This window comes from Mesorhizobium sp. M0615, assembly GCF_040320805.1.
Taxonomy (GTDB): Bacteria; Pseudomonadota; Alphaproteobacteria; order Rhizobiales; family Rhizobiaceae; genus Mesorhizobium.
Window position 1 is genome coordinate 44,446 of sequence record NZ_JAMYQI010000003.1, and the last position, 20,923, is coordinate 65,368.

The 20,923-nt window shown below is 64.4% G+C and carries 17 protein-coding genes and 1 pseudogene; 5 read left to right on the plus strand and 13 right to left on the minus strand.

Annotation, left to right across the window (positions count from 1 at the left end):
* Nucleotides 1-74: 74 nt before the first annotated feature.
* From NKI46_RS05335 to NKI46_RS05360, 6 genes are all read right to left on the minus strand, one after another.
* Entirely contained in the window at nt 75-992 is a 918-nt protein-coding gene (locus NKI46_RS05335) for a membrane protein (protein WP_023689227.1), read from the minus strand.
* Nucleotides 993-1,572: 580 nt separating this feature from the next.
* Nucleotides 1,573-2,070 carry a hypothetical protein gene (locus tag NKI46_RS05340; RefSeq protein ID WP_352745196.1) on the minus strand — a complete coding sequence of 166 codons (498 nt, stop codon included), beginning with the start codon at nt 2,068-2,070 and terminating at the stop codon, nt 1,573-1,575.
* A 117-nt stretch (nt 2,071-2,187) separates the two neighbouring features.
* On the minus strand, nt 2,188-2,499 hold the full coding sequence (locus NKI46_RS05345) for a hypothetical protein (protein ID WP_352745199.1): 312 nt from the start codon (nt 2,497-2,499) through the stop codon (nt 2,188-2,190).
* A gap of 333 nt (nt 2,500-2,832) precedes the next feature.
* A complete protein-coding gene (gene gyrB, locus NKI46_RS05350) occupies nt 2,833-5,304 on the minus strand; it encodes a DNA topoisomerase (ATP-hydrolyzing) subunit B (protein WP_023834796.1) in 2,472 nt (823 codons plus the stop codon).
* 145 nt (nt 5,305-5,449) lie between these two features.
* Entirely contained in the window at nt 5,450-8,080 is a 2,631-nt protein-coding gene (locus NKI46_RS05355) for a caspase family protein (RefSeq protein WP_023683525.1), read from the minus strand.
* Nucleotides 8,081-8,156: 76 nt separating this feature from the next.
* Nucleotides 8,157-8,726, minus strand: a complete 570-nt coding sequence (locus NKI46_RS05360) for an NADPH-dependent FMN reductase (RefSeq protein WP_023683526.1) — start codon at nt 8,724-8,726, stop codon at nt 8,157-8,159.
* A gap of 217 nt (nt 8,727-8,943) precedes the next feature.
* Between NKI46_RS05360 and NKI46_RS05365 the strand changes: the two genes are divergently transcribed.
* On the plus strand, nt 8,944-10,314 hold the full coding sequence (locus NKI46_RS05365; protein WP_023671330.1) for a cytochrome P450: 1,371 nt from the start codon (nt 8,944-8,946) through the stop codon (nt 10,312-10,314).
* Between the two features lie 15 nt (nt 10,315-10,329).
* Here the strand turns inward: NKI46_RS05365 and NKI46_RS05370 are convergent, their stop codons facing one another.
* The 7 genes and pseudogenes from NKI46_RS05370 to NKI46_RS05400 form a co-directional block, all read right to left on the minus strand.
* On the minus strand, nt 10,330-11,310 hold the full coding sequence (locus tag NKI46_RS05370; protein WP_023693143.1) for a complex I NDUFA9 subunit family protein: 981 nt from the start codon (nt 11,308-11,310) through the stop codon (nt 10,330-10,332).
* Nucleotides 11,311-11,414: 104 nt separating this feature from the next.
* Nucleotides 11,415-11,864: pseudogene (locus NKI46_RS05375) on the minus strand (DoxX family protein).
* A gap of 326 nt (nt 11,865-12,190) precedes the next feature.
* Nucleotides 12,191-13,192, minus strand: a complete 1,002-nt coding sequence (locus tag NKI46_RS05380; RefSeq protein ID WP_023689222.1) for an Ldh family oxidoreductase — start codon at nt 13,190-13,192, stop codon at nt 12,191-12,193.
* A gap of 112 nt (nt 13,193-13,304) precedes the next feature.
* On the minus strand, nt 13,305-14,114 hold the full coding sequence (locus NKI46_RS05385) for an ABC transporter permease (RefSeq protein ID WP_023703668.1): 810 nt from the start codon (nt 14,112-14,114) through the stop codon (nt 13,305-13,307).
* Nucleotides 14,114-14,779, minus strand: coding sequence for an ABC transporter permease (locus NKI46_RS05390; RefSeq protein WP_032891566.1), 666 nt, complete (start codon nt 14,777-14,779; stop codon nt 14,114-14,116). The genes NKI46_RS05385 and NKI46_RS05390 overlap by 1 nt, the downstream gene beginning before the upstream one ends.
* Before the next feature lie 208 nt (nt 14,780-14,987).
* Entirely contained in the window at nt 14,988-15,788 is an 801-nt protein-coding gene (locus tag NKI46_RS05395) for a transporter substrate-binding domain-containing protein (RefSeq protein ID WP_023671323.1), read from the minus strand.
* Between the two features lie 54 nt (nt 15,789-15,842).
* Nucleotides 15,843-16,658: an ABC transporter ATP-binding protein gene (locus NKI46_RS05400; protein WP_023671322.1), complete on the minus strand. Its 816-nt coding sequence runs from the start codon at nt 16,656-16,658 to the stop codon at nt 15,843-15,845.
* Between the two features lie 226 nt (nt 16,659-16,884).
* Between NKI46_RS05400 and NKI46_RS05405 the strand changes: the two genes are divergently transcribed.
* The 4 genes from NKI46_RS05405 (at nt 16,885) to NKI46_RS05420 (ending at nt 20,867) form a co-directional block, all read left to right on the plus strand.
* Nucleotides 16,885-17,757 carry a dimethylarginine dimethylaminohydrolase family protein gene (locus NKI46_RS05405; RefSeq protein WP_023671321.1) on the plus strand — a complete coding sequence of 291 codons (873 nt, stop codon included), beginning with the start codon at nt 16,885-16,887 and terminating at the stop codon, nt 17,755-17,757.
* Nucleotides 17,727-18,395, plus strand: a complete 669-nt coding sequence (locus NKI46_RS05410; RefSeq protein ID WP_352745205.1) for a TetR family transcriptional regulator C-terminal domain-containing protein — start codon at nt 17,727-17,729, stop codon at nt 18,393-18,395. Before NKI46_RS05405 ends, NKI46_RS05410 begins: the two co-directional genes overlap by 31 nt.
* Nucleotides 18,392-19,972 carry a 5-guanidino-2-oxopentanoate decarboxylase gene (locus NKI46_RS05415; RefSeq protein WP_352745208.1) on the plus strand — a complete coding sequence of 527 codons (1,581 nt, stop codon included), beginning with the start codon at nt 18,392-18,394 and terminating at the stop codon, nt 19,970-19,972. Before NKI46_RS05410 ends, NKI46_RS05415 begins: the two co-directional genes overlap by 4 nt.
* A gap of 187 nt (nt 19,973-20,159) precedes the next feature.
* Entirely contained in the window at nt 20,160-20,867 is a 708-nt protein-coding gene (locus tag NKI46_RS05420) for an SDR family NAD(P)-dependent oxidoreductase (RefSeq protein WP_352745211.1), read from the plus strand.
* The last annotated feature ends 56 nt before the right edge of the window (nt 20,868-20,923 follow it).

The window sequence follows — 20,923 nt, forward strand, 5'->3', positions numbered from 1 at the left end:
CTGGAAGGTTGTCGGTCCATCATCGGAAACAAAAAAGCCCGGTTCGACCGGGCTTTTTGATGTTGAAGACCGGTTCAGCGGCTGGTCAGGAAAACCGCTTCCTCGTCGTCGCGCTGCCTGCCGCCCAGTGCTGCCGCAGCGCTGGCGATGAAGGCGCCGATAACCAGCGACAGGGCGCCAAGCAGTGCGAAGGTGGCGCTGCCTTTCCGGGCGGCGTCGGCGGCCTGCTTGGCCTTGACCTTGGCGTCCTCGACCCTGGCCACCAGGGCGTCGACACGCGCCTTGGCGTCAGCCTCGGAAAGCCCGGTGCGGGCGGCGACGAGCTGCGACAGATAGGTCTTGTCGTCAGCCGAAATTTCGCCTGCCGCCGCACTGGCGATGAGGATGCGCGAAGCCTGCCCGGCCGCAGCCGCATCGCTGTCCGGATTGGCCGCCGCGAGCCTGGCGGCATCAGCCGGACGGAACAGCGTATCCACGAGATAGGACGTTGCATTGTCGGCCGGTGCGCTGCCGGCATTGGCGGACGCGCCGGCCGAAGCACCCATGGCGGCGCCTGAGGCAACAGTAGAAGCCGCCTGCACGCCTGAACCAAGCACTGCCGACAGCGCCGACCCGAGAATGCCGACGACCAGCAATGTCGCCAGCGCCCAGGCGAGGAGGCCGTGCGCGGTGTCGCGGAAATAGACCTCGTCGGTGTGGATGCCGACCCATTTGGTGCGCAGGCGTCCGGCAAGATAGCCACCGACCCCGGAGGACAGCCATTGCACGATGATGAGCCAGATCGCGCCGGACACCGCGAAGGTGGTCAGCGAGGCACTGGCGCCGGACCATGGCGAGACCATGGTCAGCCCCAGTCCTGAGCCGAGCAGCATGAGGATGAAGGTCAGCGTCGAGGCCGCGAAGGCGCCGGCGATGATCGGCCCCCAGCTGACGGCCGTGGCGGAGGATTCTGTTGAAGCAGATACGTCGACAGCCGATACGGTGGACTGCATCGACGCCTCCTACCGTACGAACAGCATGATGAGAATGATGATCGGGATCGGGATACCGAGCAACCAGAGCAAAATACCGCGTCCCATAAAGAGCCTCCCTGCGAGAAATTGATCGATGTCGTCACAATGTTCCTGAGCGATTTCCGTTCCGAGGAGCAATGAAATGATTTGCTTACCGGGAACGGAACTATTTTCCGCGCGGCCCGAGGCACGACTGCGAAACTGTGGATTGGCACCTGTCAATCCGGCATGGCTGCAACGTGCTGTTGGTCATCAGCGGGGTTCAGGGGTAGCATGATGGAAGTCCGGTCCTATCGATGGACTGCCGTCAACGGAGACGTTGGTGCCTGACGCTGTCGGATCGTCGGCTTCCAAGAAAGCCCCGCACAGGCCCAGCCAGGCGGTGGTGATCGTGCATGGCATGGGCGAGCAGCGGCCGATGGGTACGCTGCGCGGCTTCGTCCAGGCGGTCTGGAGCAGCGACCCCACCCGTGCTCCGCCTTACGCCCGCATCCCTGATCCGGCCGTTTCAGGCGCCACGATCAACCAGAGCTGGATCACGCCCGACAGCCGGGCCAAGTCACACGAGCTGCGCCGCATCACCACGCCCTACGACGTCGATGGCCGCCGTACCGATTTCTACGAGCTTTATTGGGCCGACATCACGCAAGGCACGACGCGCGGCCGGCTGGCCGCCTGGGTGACGAACCTGTTGTGGCGCAAGCCCGCCGACATTCCGCCCGACGCGCGCAAGCTTTACGTCGCAACACTTCTGATCGCTATCGTCATTCTGGGCGCAGCGCTCGTGCTGGCAACATCGGTCTGGCAGCAGGCCGTTACCTTGACGACCGGCCTGATGATCACCGCCCTCGCTTCTTTCGTCATCTGGGCGGTGGATCAGTTCGCCCTGCCCTATTTCGGCGACGTCGCCGCTTATGTGCGCGCCGAGGCCGGAACGATCGAGAAGCGCGCGCTGATCCGCGACCGCGGCCTGACGCTGCTCAAGACGCTGATGAAGGACGACGCTTACGATCGCATCGTGCTGGTCTCGCACAGCCTGGGATCGATCATCGCCCATGATCTGCTGCAGATCTTGTGGGCCGAGTTCCGGCCGCGAAGGCTGGAAGCGGTCCGCGACAAGGCCAAACTGGCGGCGGTCGAGGCCGTCGACAAGGCAACGCTCGGCTCTGATGGGTCAGCGTGGCCAAAGAACCTTGAAGACCTCGCCGGGTTCCGGCGCGGCCAATGGGCGCTCTACCAGCAGCTTCGGACCAAGGACGCCGACCACCCGCTGCCCTGGAAGATCAGCGATTTCGTCACGCTTGGCAGTCCGCTCTCCCACAGCGAATTCCTGGTGACCTACAATCTCGCGGAATTCAGGCGTGGCCTTGCCGAGCGCCTGTTCTCGGCCTGCCCGCCGATTGCCGATGACGGGCGCGCCGGCGGCACCGTGCTTTACCAGGAAGGACACAGCCAAGCAGGCAAGGCGCAGCGCGCGGTGCATCATGGCGCGGTGTTTGCGGCAACGCGCTGGACGAACGTCTACGACCGCGGCAATGGCTGGGCGACAGGCGATCCGATTTCCGGTCCGATGACGGAAAATTTCGGCCCCGGTGTGGAGAACATCCAGATCGAGCTTCGCAGCTCACTCGGCCGTATCTTCACGCACACGCTTTATTGGTCATCGACGGCAAACGGCGTCGAAATCGCCCTGCCGTCGGGCTCCGCTCCGCGCCGCGCTCGCATCTGCAAGTACTGCGCGACGCGGTGGACCTCGGGCGAAAGCTGGAGCCAAAGGCCTGACCCCGGAGTGGGGCTCCGGCGGCAAGGCCCCCAGCCATCAAATGTCCAGATTGGCCACCGACAGCGCGTTGTCCTGGATGAATTCGCGCCGCGGCTCGACCTCGTCGCCCATCAGCCGCGAGAACAAGCTGTCAGCATCGGTGGCGTCATTCACCTTGACCTGCAGCAGCGAGCGCACATTCGGGTCGAGCGTGGTTTCCCAGAGCTGTTCGGCATTCATCTCGCCGAGGCCCTTGTAGCGCTGCATGGTCAGGCCCTTGCGGCCGGTCGCAAACACCGCGTTGAGCAGCGCCAGCGGCCCCGAAATGACTTCGGAGACATCCTTGCGGCGCAGCACCGGCGGCTCCCCATAGACTTCCATGAGGCGCGGGGCATAGCGGTCGAGCTGGCGTGCGTCGGCAGAATTTATCAGCCCGGCATCGAGCTGCGCGAATTCCTTGACGCTGCGCACCGTGCGTTCGAACACGTAGCCGCCGACGCCCTCATTGGAGGTCGACAGCCGGCCGGTCCAGCCGCGCTCGGTGTCTTCGGCAATGATGTCGAGGCGCTGGGCGACGCGCTCGGCCATGGCGTTGGCGCGGCCGAGATCGTTCAACACGTCGGCATTGAGCGCGCCGGCGATCGCCGCCTGTTCGACCACACCCCTGTTGTAGCGCGTATGCAGCCCGTTGATGAGCTGGCGTACTGCCAGTGCATCGTCGATCGAGCCGCGCAGATCCTGTCCGGCCCGCGCCTCGCCGGAGGCAAGCGTCAGCGACGCCTCTTCCAGCCCGGAGCCGATCAGGAATTCCTCGAAGGCGCTCTCGTCCTTGATGTATTGCGAGCTTTTTCCGCGCGTCACTTTGTAGAGCGGCGGCTGGGCGATGTAGAGATGGCCGCGCTCGATCAGCTCCGGCATCTGGCGGAAGAAGAAGGTGAGCAGCAAGGTCCTGATATGGGCGCCGTCGACGTCGGCGTCGGTCATCAGGATGATCTTGTGGTAGCGCAATTTGTCGGCGTTGAACTCGTCCTTGCCGATCGAGGTGCCGAGCGCGGTGATCAGCGTGCCGATCATCTCGGAGCCGAGCATGCGGTCGAAGCGGGCGCGCTCGACATTGAGGATCTTGCCGCGCAGCGGCAGGATCGCCTGGTTCTGGCGCGAACGGCCGCCCTTGGCGGAGCCGCCGGCCGAGTCACCCTCGACGATGAAGATTTCGGATTTCGCCGGGTCGCGTTCCTGGCAGTCGGCAAGCTTGCCGGGCAGAGAGGTGACGCCGAGCGAGCTTTTGCGGGTGATGTCGCGGGCCTTGCGCGCGGCTTCGCGCGCCGCAGCCGCCTGGATCACCTTGTCGATAACCACCTTGCCCTCGCTGGGGTGTTCTTCCAGCCAGGTGCCAAGCGCCTCGTTGACCAGGCCTTCGACCACGGGCCGCACCTCTGACGAGACCAGCTTGTCCTTGGTCTGCGAGGAGAATTTCGGATCGGGAACCTTGACCGACAGCACCGCCGTCAGGCCTTCGCGGCAGTCGTCGCCGATCAGCGCCACCTTTTCCTTCTTGGTCAGGCCCGACGATTCGCCATAGCCGGTGATCTGGCGCGTCAGCGCGCCACGGAAGCCGGCCAGATGGGTGCCGCCATCGCGCTGCGGGATGTTGTTGGTGAAGGCCAGCACGTTCTCGTGGTAGCTGTCGTTCCACCACATCGCCACTTCGACGGTGATGCCGTCGCGCTCGGCCTTGATGGCGATCGGCTTGTCGATCAGCGGTTTCTTGACCCGGTCGAGATATTTGACGAACTCTTCCAGGCCGCCATCATAGTGCAACTCGTGGCGCACGAGATCGGCATGGCGGGCATCGGTCAAAATGATGCGCACGCCGGAATTCAGGAAGGCGAGCTCGCGCAGCCGGTGCTCCAGCGTGCCGAAGTCGAACTCGACCATGGTGAAGGTTTCGGACGACGGAAAGAAGGTGATCTCGGAACCGCTGCGGCCCTCATAGGTGCCGGGCTGCTTGTTCTGCTCATAGCTGCCGGTCGCCTTGAGCGGCGCATCGGCATTGCCATGCGTGAAGCTCATCTCGAAAATCTGGCCGTTGCGGCGGATTTTCAGCTTCAGCCAGGCCGACAACGCGTTGACCACCGAGACGCCGACGCCGTGCAGGCCGCCAGACACCTTGTAGGAATTCTGGTCGAATTTGCCGCCGGCATGCAGCTGCGTCATGATCACTTCGGCCGCCGAAATGCCTTCGCCAGTGTGAATATCGGTCGGAATCCCGCGGCCATTGTCGATAACGGTGACCGAACCGTCGGGATTGAGCGTCACCGTGACCAGATCGGCATGGCCGGCCAGCGCCTCGTCGATGGCGTTGTCGACCACCTCATAGACCATGTGATGCAGGCCCGAGCCGTCGTCGGTGTCGCCGATATACATGCCCGGCCGCTTGCGGACAGCGTCCAACCCCTTCAAAACCTTGATGGAATCGGCGCCGTATTCGGCCTCAGCGCCGTTGGCGTTGTCGCTTTGATCGCTCATGAAAACCTGTCTGATTGATGCCGCATGCTCAGCGCGAAAAAATGGCTTCGAATCACGCCGCTTTGATGTCCTAGATATAGGCGCAAAAGGCGGTTTTTCCAAGGTTTGCGGGCATTTCAGGGCTGAATCCCGAGCTGGCAGCCGGCTATTTTTTCGCGGCTTTCAATTTGGCCAGAAGACGGCGCAGATATTTGATCGTGGGTTTGTCCCTCGGCGCCAGTTTGCCTGTGCGGTCAAGCTCCAGCGTCAGGTCTAGCGCCTGCGACAACACAGCCTTCGGATTCTTCGCCACATAGGCATAGTTGATATAGGCCTGTACCAGATCGAATTGCCAGATCGCATTGTCCGGATCGGACAGGGCCAACCGCTGGCGGATGGCCAGGCTGGCTTCGAAGGCCTTCTTCGAGCCCTCATAGTGGCGCTGCTTGGTCTCCAGCAGGCCTATTTCCTCGAACGTGATCGACAGGTCGCGCTGCCAGTCGGAATTGCCCGGGTCGAGATTTGCCAACCGGTCGGCAATGACGAGACTGTCCTGGTAGTTCTGCAAAGCACCGGCGATATCGCCCTGGGCATCAAACACGCCGGCAATTTTTTCCAGACAGACCGACAGGTCGCGCTGCCAATCGGTGTTGCCTGGGTCGCTGGCGGCAAGGTCTCGCGCCGTGGCCAGCGCCTGCTGGTAGGCCTCCAACGCGAATGGCCAGTCCTTCTGGTCGCCGTAAGCATTGCCGATCTTGGCGTAACCGACCGACAGGTCGCGCTTCAAATCGGTGTCGTTTGAGTCGCGGCGCACCAGCGCTTCGGCGATTATTTGGCTCTTGTTGTAGGCGTCGAGCGCGCCCGCAGCGTCGCCACGCTCGCGCAGGACGTCGCCGATCCTGGTGTAGCTGACGGAGACGGCGCGCTGATGCCTGGGGTCGTCGGGGTTGTTCTGCGCCAGCGCCAGCCGAATTCTCAGGCTCTCTTCGAATGCAGTCTGGGCGCCATCCAGCTGGCCGGCGGTACGGGCAAGACCGCCGATTTCGTCGTAGGTAATGGTCAGGTCGCGCAGCAGATAGACGCTGTTCGGCTCGGCATCGGCCAATTGCTGCTTGATGGACAGGCTTTGCTGGTAGGCCTGGGCTGCCGCACCCAGGTCGCCTTGCGTGGCCAGCACATTGCCGATCTTGTCATTGGCCATGGCGAGATCGCCGAGCCAGTCCTTCTTGTCCGGCACGTCTGTGGTCAGGCCCTGCAACATGTCCCTGGCCGCCTCATAGTTTTGCAGGGAGGCCGGCAGATCGCCTTGCGCCATCTTGATGTTGGCGAACTTGATATGGCCGATGGCGAGGTCGCGCTTGACGCTCGGATCGGTTTCCTGGCGCGCTCGCTGCTCAAGATTGGCGACCAGCGCCGCAAAGGCGCGGCCGGCGGCGTCGGTGTTGCCGACCGTTGTGTAGAGGATGCCGAGCTCTTCCAGCGTGCGGCTTTGGCGGTCGGCCTGTTCCAGGCTGAGCGAGGTCTGCCCGGCTTCGCCATAGAGCGCCAGCACCGTTTCATAGTCCTTGATGGCGGTTGCATAGTCCAGGGTGGCACGCGCCGCGCCGCCCGAGAGAAATCGCGTCGCGGCTTCGGACAGGGTGCGGCTGACGAAATTGGCCTTCAACGCCTGGCGCGAGACATTGTCGACGTCGGCGGCCTTGGCGAGGATCACGCGTGCACCATCGAAAGCGCCGAGCGCCAACTGTTCCTCGGCCTGGCGGCGCAGTTCGGTCACCTGCGGGTCGTCGGCGGCCAGCGTCTTCATCTCGCCGCGCACCTTGACGAAGGCGTCGGCCGCCTCGCGCAGCTTGGCGTCCAGGCTTTCGCCGGAGAGATGGCTGGTGTCGGAACTGATCAGCGCGCCATAGAGCGGCGCCAGCGGCATGTCGGCATCGCTGGCGACCCGTTCGACCGCGCCGCGCATTTCCGGCGTCACATCGGCCATGGCAAGCAACAGCCGCTCGCGCTCCGGCAGTTGTTCCTTGGCCGCCGAGGCGAAGAACAGCTTCGGCAGCCCGCTCTCGACGTAGGGCAGCTGTTTTCCGCGCGAAAGGTCGTAGACCTCCTGCTGCACCAGCGTCAGCACCGAGCGGATTTCGAGCCCGTCGGTGCCGAGGTATTTGATCAGCGCCGCTGTAAAGGGCGAATTCGCACCGGTACCGTCGGCAGCCGTCTCGCCGGGCGCCGCCGAAAAGGCGAACAGGATGTTTTCCGCCTTGCCGACGCGTCCGAGGCCCGGCTTGATCTTGTCCACCAGGTCCTTGATCAGCGATGTGGCGCCACGCCCGTCGCCGTTGCCGCCTGTGAACGGATCGCTGCGGCAGGCGTCGAGCACGATCAGCCCGACCTTCGCCGTGGCGGCAACCGCATCGCGCACTTCCTCCAACGGCAGGCTGGTCTTCTCCAGCTGGTCGAGCGAGGAGGCATCGGCATCGACCGGCAGAAGACGGTTGTCGCCGGAGATTTCGACGCCATGGCCGGAGAAATACACCAGCGCCACGTCGGCGCCCATGGCGTCCTCGCGAAAATCGTCGAGAGCCCGGCGCATGCGCCTGAGATCACGATTGGTCTCGACCACGACCTCGAAGCCGAGCTTCTTCAGCGCCACTTCCATCACCTCGCCGTCATTGACAGGATTGGCCAGCGGCCGCACCAGCCGGTAGTCGTCCTCGGCAATGACCAACGCCACGCGCCGCTCCGCCACCGCTGTGGCGGTGGTCGCAAGCATCAACAGCAAGGCAAACAACAGGCGCAAATCGAACCGCCCCCGGCTCAGTCACCTGCCGACCATTCCACCTCTTTATGGCATGAGCAAGCCGCGGCCGGCTGCGTTACGTAGCCCGCATCGGCTTCAGCGCCCCGCTCCAGCGCGAGAGCTCGTCCAGCATGGTCTTGGTCCCACCCTCTACCTGCTCACTAGCCTGGAAGGAGCCGTCGCTCTCCAGCAGTTTCTGATACATCGGCAGCGCGACGCCTTCCGAGATGGGCATGACGCCCACCGCGGTCAGCAGCGGCTTCAGCGCCTGCGCGGCGCGCAGGCCTCCGGAAATGCCGCCATAGCTGAAGATGGCGGCTGGCTTGTATTTCCATTCGCGCGCAAGGTAGTCGATGGCGTTGACGATCGCAGGCGCCACGAAATAATTGTACTCCGGCGCCACGAACACGAAGGCGTCGGCGGCATCAATGACCTTCGACCAGGCTTTGGTGTGGTCGTTCTGGTAATTGCCGAGCCTGGGGTGATGCGGCTCGTCCAGAACCGGCAGATGGAACGTGGCAATGTCGGTCAGCACCGGTTCGAATTTGCCGTGCTCGCGGGCAAAATCCTCCAGCCAGTGGGCGAAGACCGGCCCGGCGCGGCCCGGCCGCGTGCTGCCGATTATGATGTTCAGCTTGTGCTTCAAGCGGACTCTCCTGGGCGATTGGCAGTAGCTGTTGGTAACTGTCACCTATGGCAGAGTGTCCAACCGGACAAGCCGCAACCGTTTCACCGGCGGTCACGATCCGATGAACACACCGTCTGTCGGGCACACCGGGCGCTGCAGCGTTTCAGTTTGCCGTTCGGTCACATGGACGCCCGGATTGCCAGCCACTACATCTGAGCTATCAGCGGAGCACCTCATGGACACGCAGCCCGTCCCCTTCGTGCCGCCGGCGCCCAGGCCGCGCACGACGCCGCCTTCGACGCTGGAGATGATGCGGATCGTCTACCGCAATCCGCTCGAACTGTGGGGCGAGCACACCTACAACGAGCCCTGGATTTCGGCGAATGGCGTCGGCGGGCATCTGATCGTCGCCAACGATCCCGGCCTTATCCGCCACGTGCTGATCGACAACGCCAAGAACTACAAGATGGCGACGGTGCGCCAGATGATCCTGCGACCGATCTTGCGCGACGGGCTGTTGACCGCCGAAGGCGAGGTGTGGAAGCGCTCGCGCAAGGCGATGGCGCCGGTGTTCACGCCGCGGCATATCTTCGGCTTCGCCGAGCCGATGCTGCGCCGCACGATGCAGTTCGTCGCCCGCTATGACGAAGGCGGCATGACCGATGTCGCCCATGACATGACGCTGCTCACCTACGATATCCTGGCCGAGACGCTGTTTTCGGGCGAGATTGCGGGCGAGCCCGGCAGTTTCGCGCAGGAGATCGACCGCCTGTTCGAGACCATGGGCCGCGTCGATCCGCTCGACCTGTTGCGCGCGCCCGAATGGCTGCCGCGGCTGACCCGCATCCGCGGCCGCAAGACCATGGCCTATTTCCGCAAGATCGTCACCGATACGGTCAAGATGCGCGAGGAGCGGCTGAAGCGCGACCCCGACACCGCGCCGCAGGATTTCCTGACGCTTCTGCTGCGCGCCGAAGGCCCCGACGGGCTGACGCGGGCGGAAGTCGAGGACAACATCATCACCTTCATCGGCGCCGGCCACGAGACCACCGCGCGGGCACTGGGCTGGACGATCTACTGCCTCGCCGAAGCGCCGTGGGAGCGCGAAAAGGTCGAGCGCGAGATCGAGGCCGTGCTGGCGCGCGAACCCGACCCAACGAAATGGCTCGAGGCAATGCCGTTCACCCGCGCCGCCTTCGAGGAGGCGCTGCGGCTTTATCCGCCGGCGCCGTCGATCAACCGCGAGCCGATCGAGACGGAGACCTGGAACGATCTGGTGCTCCCCAAGCGCGCGGCCGTACTGGTGATGCCTTGGGTCGTCCACCGCCACAGAAAACTGTGGGACATGCCCGACGCCTTCATGCCCGAACGCTTCCATCCGGGAAACCGCGAGAAGATCGACCGCTTCCAGTATCTGCCGTTCGGCGCCGGTCCGCGCATCTGCATCGGCGCCAGCTTCGCCATGCAGGAGGCGATCATTGCGCTGGCCATCATGCTGTCGCGCTTCCGCTTCGATGTGACCGCCGAGACCAAGCCGTGGCCGGTGCAGAAACTGACGACACAGCCGCAGGGCGGCCTGCCGATGCAGGTCACGCGGCGCGTTTAACGGCGCAACGCCTTGTTACGCGATGCCGGCGGGCTTGCGCTGGAACTGGCCTGCGGCGCGGAAGCGCCAGAGATAGCTGGGCAGGATGGTGCCGATAGACTGCGGCTGGATATCGAGGCCGGCAAGGTTCCGGTTGGCCTTGTTGGCCTCCTCCGACACGATGTTGGGCTGGCGCAGCAGCAGCACCTGGTCCTTGGTCAGCAACGGGTTGGGCAGCAGGCCGAGGATCGAGGCCTGCAGATTGGCCATCCACCACGGCACCGGTACCAGGAGCCGCTTGCGCTCGATGACGGTCAGCAGCTCTTCCATGCACTGCTTGAAGGTGAGCACTTGCGGCCCGCCGAGTTCATAGATCTGGCCGCCCTTGATCTTGCCCTCGACCGAACGCGCCACCGCTTCGGCGACATCGCCGACATAGACCGGCTGGAACTTGGTCTGGCCGCCGCCGATCAGCGGCAGCACCGGCGAATAGCGCGCCATGTCGGCGAAGCGGTTGAAGAAACTGTCCTCGGGTCCGAAATTGATCGACGGACGGAAGATGACGGCGTCCGGGATCGTCTCCAGGACGGCCTTTTCGCCGAGCGCCTTGGTGCGGGCATAGTCGGATTCGGCGTTGAGGTCGGCGCCCAGCGCCGAGATGTGGGTGAGCCCTGCGCCGACCGAGCGTGCGGCTTCGGCGACGGCGCGGGCGCCGAATTCGTGCACGGTGTTGAATTTCTGCCGGCCGCTTTCATGCGGGATGGCGACCAGATTGATGACATGGTCGGCGCCCTGCACGGCGCGGTCGACCGACCAGCGCACGCGCACATTGGCCTGCACCGGCTGGATCTGGCCGACATTGCCGAGCGGCTGCAGATGTCCCGCCAGATCGGGCCGGCGCACCGCCACCCTGATGCGGTAGCCGCGCTTGGCCAGCGCCCGCACGATGTGGCGGCCGACGAAGCCGGAGCCGCCGAAGACGACCACGAGCTTGGGGATCTGCAGGATTTCGGTCATGGCTGGCTCCGGCGCTCGAAAGCTTGGCTGAAGCCGTTTCATAGTCCGTTTTGGGCCAAAGGCAAAGGGTGACGCGTCGTCGCTGCCACCCTCTTATAGACCCTTCAGAACGCCTTGCCGATGCGCGCGTCGACCGACTGGCGGTTGCCGCCGCGGATAACGAAGAACAGCAGGATCGCCGCCCATAGAAGCGACTTTTCAGCGCCGGAAAAGCCCTGGCCGGCAGTGATCCAGTGGAACCAGACGGTGACCAGCAGCACGATCATGCCGGCAAAGGCGGCGGGCCGAGTCAACAGGCCGATGGCGATCAGAATGCCGCCGAAGAATTCGGTGCAGGACAAAGCAACGACCAGAACGCGCCGGCATAGAAGCCGAGGCCTTCGACCATCTCGGCGGCGCCGAAAGGGTTGGCGATCTTCTGCGAGCCGTGAATGGTGAAACCCGCCGGCGACGACGCGCAGAAGGGTTTCGGCGCCATCATGCAGCGACGAATACAGGCGGCCAAACACCGGAACGATAAGTTTGCCGCGGGAAGCGTCGGTGGTTGCGGAAATCGTAGCTCCTGTTTTTGTGACGATCCCTTGCAAACGCCCGATGGTTCCGGCAAGTCAAGTTAACAAAAGTTAACTTCCGCCACATGTTTTAGCACACAGAGCACGAACGCAGAAAACCCCGCCGAAGCGGGGTTTTCCGGGTGACGCAACGGTCGAGACAGAGCGCAACGGGGCGGATAACCTGAGACGGCATACGCCCGCCCGGGCCCTAAACGCATCCGACAGAAGACACCGACCGGGCAAACCCGACCCGGCAGCTATTGGTCGTTGCGATCGGTAGAAAGGTTCAGTCAGGTCGCGTAAAAATTCGTTGTCGCAGGACCGCTTCAGCCCGAATAGCGCTCGGCGAACTCGGAAATGCGCTGCACCACGGCTTTGGGGGCATTGATGCCGCGCGCCTGCGCCTTTTCGGCCGCTTCGGCCCGCGCCCGGCCCGGAACGTGCACGCCAAAGCGCCGGCGCAGCCGGTCGAGCTGGTCCTTCATGCGTTGCTCGAAATCCGGGTCGAGCAGCTTGGGCTCGACGGCGAGCACGAACAGGCCGGTTCCCGGGCTGTCCGGTCCGCCGGAGAACCAGGGCGCGTCGAGCGACCAGTTGGCGCCCGACAGGCCAGCCGCCAGCACTTCGACCATCAGCGCGATGTTGGCGCCGCGCTGGCCGCCGAAGGCCAGCATGGCGCCCTTCATGGCCGCGGCCGGATCGGTGGTCGGGTTGCCGCTGGCGTCCAGCGCCCAGCCTTCGGGGATCTTCTTGCCGTCCTCGGCCGCCTTGCGGATGTTGACGAACGCCGTGGCGCTCGACGACTGGTCGATGACCAGCGGCGCGCCATCGGCGGCGGGTGCCGCAAACGACATCGGGTTGGTGCAATAGACCGGCTTGACCGAGCCCGAGCCTGCCAGCACCGCCGGCCCGTTGGTGGCGGCGAAGGAGACCAATCCCAGTTGCGCCAGACGCCCGGTGAAATAGCCTAGTGCGCCGCAGGTATAAGCGTTCTTCTGCGAGAAGATGGCGACGCCGAACAGCTTTGCCGCCTTGGCAAGGTCATCGATGGTGCGGTCGAAGCCGGTATGGGCGAGGCCGCCACGCGCATCGGATTGATAGACGGCGAGCGCCGGCCTGGTGATCACGGGATCGGCATTGCCGTCGATGCGGCCGGCTTCCAGCGCTTCGAGGTAATCGATGAAATGGGTCAGCCCGACGGTCGAAAGCCCTTCCGCCTCGGCGGCAATGATCGAGGCGGTGAGCGACCTCGCCGCCTCCTCATTGGCGCCGGCGCCGAGCGCCGCCATCCGGCACAGCCCTGTTGCCTGATCGAGAGAGAGTTGCATGTTGCGGACCCGATTGGTGGTGAGTGAGTAGGGAGTAGTCAGTAGGGAGTAGCGAAAGCAAGCGGTTTCCCGGTCATATGCTGACTACTCACTACTGCCTACTCACTATTCCCTAGCCCACCTTGTTCGGTATGCGCGCCTCGATCTTGCTGAATGCAAACACCAGGAGGCCGGTGATGATCATGTAGATCAGCGCCAAAAGCAGCAAGGGTTCGTAGGTGAGGTAGGTGTCCTGCCGGACCTTGGACGAGACTGCGAAGATGTCGATGACGCTGATCGTCGCCACCAGCGGCGTCGACTTCAGCTGCAGCACGGTTTCGCCGGTCAGCGTCGGCAGCGCCCGGTAGATGGCCTGCGGCAGCCAGATGCGGCGGAAAATCTTCCAGCGGCTCATGCCGAAAGCGCGGGCCGCCTCTAACTGCCCCTTCGGCACGCCGGCAAAGGCGCCGCGCATCACTTCGCCCTCATAGCCGGCGAAGGACAAGGTCAGTGCCAGCACTCCATAAGGCCAGGCTTGCCTCAGATACGGCCACATCCAGGATTCGCGGATCCAGGGAAATTGCGGAAACAGCGAGCCTAGCCCGTAATAGAGCAGCCATAGCTGGATCAGCAGCGGCGTGCCCCTGATGACGGTGCAGAATGTCCTGGCGGGCGCGGAAAACCAGAAAGAGCCGGCGGCCTGCGCCAGCCCGAGCGGCACGGCGAGCAGGAAGCCGAGAAAGCAGGTGACGGCCAGGATCCACAGCGAGCGCCAGATGCCGATCAGTCCCATTTCATAATATTGCGGAAGCCAGTCCCAGCGCATGAAAAAGGCGGCACCGAAAACCAGCGCGATTGCGACCAGGATCAGCACGATGCGATGCGGCTGCAGCCACAGCGACGTGCGCGCGGCAGCGTTGATGATGGTCGCTTCTCCGGCCATCAGCGCGCATCCTTGAGCGACGGCATACCGCGCCGCGACCAGGCCTCGAGACGGCCGATGAGGAGGTTGGAGACCAGCGACAAGATGAGATAGAGCACGCCCGCGGCGAAAAAGAAGGTGAAATAGGCTTTGGTGACGCCCGCCGCCTGCCGCGTCGCCAGCGCCAGCTCGTAAAAGCCGACGACCGCCAGAAGGGCCGTATCCTTGGTGGCGATCAGCCACAGATTGGCGAGCCCGGGTATGGCGAAGGGCAGCATCGCCGGCAAGGTGATGCGCCGCAGCATGAGCCCGGGTGACATGCCATAGGCACGGGCGGCTTCGATCTGGCCCTGCGGTATGGCCAGGATGGCGCCGCGGATCACTTCGGTCGAATAGGCACCCTGGACAAAGCCGAGCACGGCGATGCCCGCGGCAAGGCCGCTGATGTCGACGCGCTGGTAGCCCATTGCGGTCAGCGCCTGGTTGATCAGGTCTGTTCCGGCATAATAGAGCAGCAGGATCAGCACCAGTTCGGGCACGGCGCGCACGATGGTGGTGTAAACCGCCAGCAGGTCGCGTACGACCGGCCCGCCGTAAAGCTTGCCAAAGGCGCCACCGGTGCCGATCAGGAGACCAAGGACCGTGGCGCCGAGCGCGATCTCGATCGAATGGAGCAGCCCAAGCAACAGCGTGCCGCCCCAGCCCGGCGGATTGGGCGAGAGAAGTTCTATGATGCTGGCCGCCGAGGCCGAAAGAAGTGCGTCGATCAGCGTCGCCCCCGGATTGCTGGCTTCAACCACCGCCGACGGCAGCGTCGGTGGCAGCATGTCTGGGAAAGGTCGGGCAGGAGGGGCATGGCGTTGGCGCCATGCCCCTCAGCTCATGCGAGGATCGTCAGTTCGACTGCGCGCCGCCACCACCGTAAATGTCGAAATCGAAGTATTTCTTCGATATCTCGTCATATTTGCCGTTCGAGCGGATCGCCTTGATGCCGGCGTTGATCTTGGCCTTAAGGTCGGTGTCTTCCTTGCGCACGCCGGCGCCCACGCCCGGTCCGAGCACTTCATCGTCCGGAGCCACCATGCCCTTCAGATCGCAGCAGGCCTTGCCCTGGTCCGACTTCAGAAATGCGTCGAGCGCGATCGAATCCGCCTGGACGGCGTCGAGGCGGCCTGCGGCCAGATCGTTGTTGGCTTCGTCCTGCGTCTGGTATTCCTTGATCTCGGCGGCCGTGGGCCCGAAATGCTTCTTGGCATAGGCCGAATGGGTGGTCGACACCTGCACGCCGAGCACTTTGCCCTTGAGATCGTCCGGCGTGGCGCCGAATTTCTGGTCCTTCGGCCCGATGATGGCGGTCGGCGTGTTGTAGTACTTATCCGAGAAGTCGATGGTCTTCTCGCGTTCGGCGGTGATCGACATCGAACTGGCGATGACGTCGATCTTCTTGGTCGTCAGCGCCGGGATGATGCCGTCCCAGGCGACAGGCGTGATGACGCAGTCGAGCTTCTCCTCGGCGCAGACGGCGTCGATGAACTCGATTTCCCAGCCAACCCATTTGCCGGAAGCGTCCGGCGAGGTGAAGGGCGGATAGGGCTCGGCGGCGACACCGATCTTGACCGGATCGGCCTTGGCCACGCCCATGGCGGCAACGCCGAGCAGCAGCGCTGCGGCGAATGTTTTCAGAACAGTCTTCATGTCACGACTCCCAGTTTGTTGTTGGTTCCCGGTTTTCTTCCGTCCCGGCTTGTCCTAGCCGATGTTGCGGATGAACTGCTTCAGCCTTTCGGATTTCGGTGCGCCGAATATCTGCTCCGGCGGCCCCTCTTCCTCGACCAGCCCGTTGCAGAGGTAGACGACATGGGTCGCGACCTCTCGGGCGAATTTCATTTCATGCGTGACCAGCACCATGGTGCGGCCCTCGCGCGCCAGGTCGCCGATCACCTTCAGCACCTCGCCGACCAGCTCCGGGTCGAGCGCCGAGGTCGGCTCGTCGAACAGCATGACGCGCGGGTTGATGGCCAGGGCGCGGGCGATCGCCGCGCGCTGCTGCTGGCCGCCCGAGAGATAGGCCGGATAGACGTCGCGCTTTTCGGCCAGGCCGACGCGCGCCAAAAGCTTTTCGGCTTCCCTGATCGCCACGTCGCGCCTGACGCCCAGAACATGCACCGGAACCTCGATGACGTTCTCGATCAGCGTCATGTGGCTCCACAGGTTGAAGTTCTGGAACACCATGCCGAGCTTGGCGCGGATGCGTTCGATCTGCCGGCGGTCGGCGGGCACGGTGTGGCCGTGGCTGTCGGCCTTGAGTTTGATCTCCTCGCCATTGACGCGGATGATGCCGCTGGTCGGGTTTTCCAGGCAGTTGATGCAGCGCAGCAGCGTCGACTTGCCGGAACCCGAGCCGCCGATAATGGCGATCACCTCGCCGTCGCGCGCCGACAGCGAAACGCCTTTCAGCACATGCAGATGGCCGAATTTCTTGTGCAGGTTCTCGACATGGATGGCTTCGGCGGCGCCGTCCTGCGCCTTGCCGGATTGGACTGCGGCGGTTCCCGCCGCGCTCACCGGGGAACCTCTGCCACAGGGTCCACGGCAGATCGTCGAACGTCTATCCGGCTAATCAACATACGCTGTAATGCCCACTCCAGACTTCAGCATGGACCCAACAGCGCGAGCCCGTCAATCCCGCTCATTACGGCACTTGCGGCCTTATTGTGCAAGTGTATAAATAGCCTCCGATGAAATTTCTTCCATTTTTTTCACCCTGAACACGGCATTGAAAAGGGCACTGATGAGCGCTTTCGGATCACAGTCCATGGCGGCGCCGTTGCGGCGCGTGCTGATGCGGTCGGCGGCCAATGCCATGCGCGGTGCCGACCGGGCTACCTGGCACTATGGCCCGGGTTTCGACCCGGCGAAAGCGGCGGCGCAGCACGCGGCTCTCGCTGAGCTGGTGACGGCGTCCGGCGCCGAAATCGAATGGATCGATGACAATGCCGACGGGCTGTCGGATTCCGTATTCACCCACGATCCGTCACTGATGACCGATCGCGGCGCGCTGATCCTGTCCATGGGCAAGCCACTGCGCGCCAGGGAGCCATCGCTGCATGAGGAAACCTACACACGCTTGGGTATTCCTATCCTCGGCCGCGTCGAGGCTCCCGGCCAGGTCGAAGGCGGCGATTGCGTATGGCTGGATAAAAACACGCTGGTAATCGGGCGCGGGGTGCGCTCCAACCAGGAAGGCATACAGCAGGTTTCCAACCTGCTGACGCCGCTCGGCATTTCCGTCTACGGCTTCGATCTGCCGCTGTGGCAGGGCGAGGAGGCGTGCCTGCATCTGATGTCGGTGATCAGCCCGCTGGCCGACGACCTGGCCCTGGTCTATTCACCGCTTTTGCCGGCGCCGTTCTATCAGTTGCTGAAGGCGCGCGGCATCCGGCTGGTGGAAGGCGACGCCGAAGAGTTTGCCGCGTCCAACGGCCTCAGCCTGAACGTGCTGCCGACCAGCCCGCATAAGGTCATTGCCGTCGCCGGCTTTCCCAAGACCAAGGCCGCGATGGAAGCCGCCGGCTGCACGGTTCAAATCTTCGAGGCGGATGCCCTCTGCATCGCCTGCGAAGGTGGGCCGACATGCCTGACGCGGCCCATCCTGCGGCAATGAATGAGCGCCGCAAGTTCCGCCGCGAGGGCGAGGAGCGGCGGCGGCAGGATTTGATCGACGCGACCCTGGACAGCGTGGCCGAACATGGGCTGGAGGGCGCCAGCCTGCGCACCATCGCACTGCGCGCCGGCGTCACCGCGGGGCTGATCCGGCACTATTTCCCCGGCAAGGAAGACTTGCTGCAGGAAGCGTACGCGGCGCTGATGGGCCGTATGACCGAGCAGGCGAAGGCAGCATTGCTCATGGAAAACGCCGCGCCGCGCCAGCGCCTTGCGGCCTTCGTTACCGCCAACCTCAACGCCCCGATCATCGATGCACGCGTGTTTTCGCTGTGGGCAACCTTCATCGGCCGCGCCGGCGCGGATCCGAGCCTGGCTCGCGCCCACCGCGAAGGCTATCTTGGCTTTCGCAACGAGGTGGAAGCAGTCGTTGCCGAAGTGCTCGGCGCCGAGCAGCGCAGGCCAAACGCAAATGAGCTGCGCCGCCATGCCATTGCCATCAACGCGATCATCGACGGGCTCTGGATCGAAGGCTGTCTGGCCGCAGAGATGTTCTCGCCTGGCGAATTGGCGGCGATCGGCGTCAAAGCCATAGAGGCCGAGCTCGGCCTCGCGCCGCAAAAGGGAGAGAAGCCATGACCACCATCGGCGAAGCGCTGATCACGCTGCTCGAAGCGCATGGCGTCGACACCGTTTTCGGCATTCCTGGCGTCCACACTGTCGAGGTTTACCGCGGGCTGGCGCGTTCAAAGATACGCCATGTCACGCCGCGTCACGAACAGGGCGCCGGCTTCATGGCCGACGGCTATGCCCGTGCCAGCGGCCGGCCGGGCGTTGCCTTTGTCATCACCGGACCGGGGCTGACCAACACCATCACCGCAATGGGCCAGGCGCGCGCCGATTCGGTGCCGATGCTGGTGATTTCGGGCGTCAACGCGATGCCGACGCTGGGAAAGGGGCTGGGCTTCCTGCACGAACTGCCGGACCAGCGCGGCATGATGGAGAAGGTGGCGCTGTTTTCGCAGCGTGTCACCGAGGCCAGCGAATTGCCTGGCGCTTTGGCGCGGGCCTTCGCGCTGTTTTCGTCGTCGCGGCCGGGCCCCGTCCATATCGAGATCCCGACCGACGTCATGGTCAAACCGGCCGACGGCATCGCTGCTTCGCTCACCAATGCAGCGCCGCGGGCGCCGGATGGCGCGGCCATTGCCGAGGCAGCCAGGCTGATCGCAGCCGCGCGCCGGCCGCTGATCCTTGCCGGTGGCGGCGCCAAGCGCGCCGAACAGCCATTGCAGCTTTTGGCCGAGCGGCTCGGCGCGCCTGTCGCCCAGACCGCCAATGCGCGCGGTCTGCTGCATGCACATCCGCTTTGCGTGCCGGCCAGCCCCAGCCTGAAGGCGGTGCGTGCGCTGATGGCAGACGCCGATCTGGTCATCGCCGCCGGCACCGAATTCGGCCCGACCGACTATGACGGTTACAGCGATGGCGGCTTCGTGCTGCCCGCCAATCTGATCCGCATCGATATCGGCGCCGACCAGCTCGCCCGCCGCCCGGTGAGCGTCGGCATCCAGGCCGATTGCGCGGAGGCGCTTGGTGCACTGCTAGGCGCGCTCCACCCTGATCATGCCGCAGCGAAGGACGGCGAGAGCCGCGCAGCCGCGTCGAGAAAGGCGGCCTTTGCCGAGCTCAGCCCGGCCTATGCCGCGCAGGTGCGTGCGGTGGAAACCATCCGCGACGCACTGCCGGGCGCCATCATCGTCGGCGATTCCACGCAGCCGATCTACGCCGCCAATCTCTATTACGACCATGACCGGCCAGGCGGCTGGTTCAACGCCGCCACCGGTTTCGGCGCGCTCGGCTACGGGCCGCCGGCGGCGATCGGCGCAGCGCTCGCCATGCCCGGCGTGCCGGTGGTTTGCCTGACCGGCGACGGCGGCTTCCAGTTCACCTTGCCGGAGCTAGGCGCGGCGCTCGATGCACCCGCACCGGTCATCTTCGTCGTCTGGAACAACAGAGGCTATCGCGAGATCGAAACGTCGATGCTCGATGTCGGCGTCGAGCCGGTCGGCGTGTCCCCGGCGCCGCCGGATTTCTGCAAGCTGGCCGAGGCCTACGGCATATCAGCCGAGCGGCTTGCCGGTACTGCCGGTCTCGCCGATGCGCTCAAACGCGCACGCGCAACCAGACTGCCGCACGTCATCGAAATCACCATCGACTGACGCCTGGCCGCGCGCCGTACGTCCATGCGCGGGGGTCGGAAGGGGCGGTCGGCGGCTTCGAGCGATGCAAAGACGCAACAACTGCCATGTCGAGATGTCGGTTGAGTGATCGTGCAAAAGGCGCGACGCTCTGCGTCGGCGCGGCACGACAAGCGACATAATATAAGAAACGACAGGAGCGTCCAGGATGACGGAAACAGTTCAGGGCAAGCATATCGTGGTGACCGGTGGCACCGGGGCGCTGGGTGCCGCGGTCGTCGGCAAATTGCTGGCGGACGGCGCGATCTGCCATGTGCCCAATGCCCACGCGTCGGCCCCCTCGCATTTCCCCTTCGCGGCCCATGATCGCGTCCGGCTGGCGCATAATGTCGATCTCGCCGATCCTGCCAAGGTCGATGCCTTCTATGACAGCGTTCCCGAATTGTGGGCCTCCATCCATCTGGCCGGCGGCTTTGCCATGGCCCCCGTCGAGAAAATCGAATCCGCATCCTTTGCCGAAATGATGGACACCAACGCCCGCACCGCCTTTCTGTGCTGCCGCGCGGCAGTGCGCTCCATGCTTGGCTCGGCCACTGCAGGCCGCATCGTCAATGTCACGGCACGCGCCGGGCTCGACCCGCGCCGGGGTGCCGGCATGGTCGCCTATAGCGCCAGCAAAGCGGCGGTGGCAGCGATGACCGTGGCGATGGCCGAAGAGCTGAAAGGCAAGGGTATCCTGGTCAATGCGGTTGCGCCTTCGACGCTCGATACGCCGGCCAACCGCGCCGATATGCCGGACGCCGATTTCGGCAAATGGGTCAGCCTCGAAGCCGCCGCCGAGGCAATCGCCTATCTGGCATCACCCGCCAATCTGGCAATGAGCGGCACGCTGGTGCCGCTCTACGGCCGCGCCTGAAGTTCCGCCGCGCAGAGCGGCTCATTTGGTTTGGCTTCCGATGGCGGCCTTTGCCG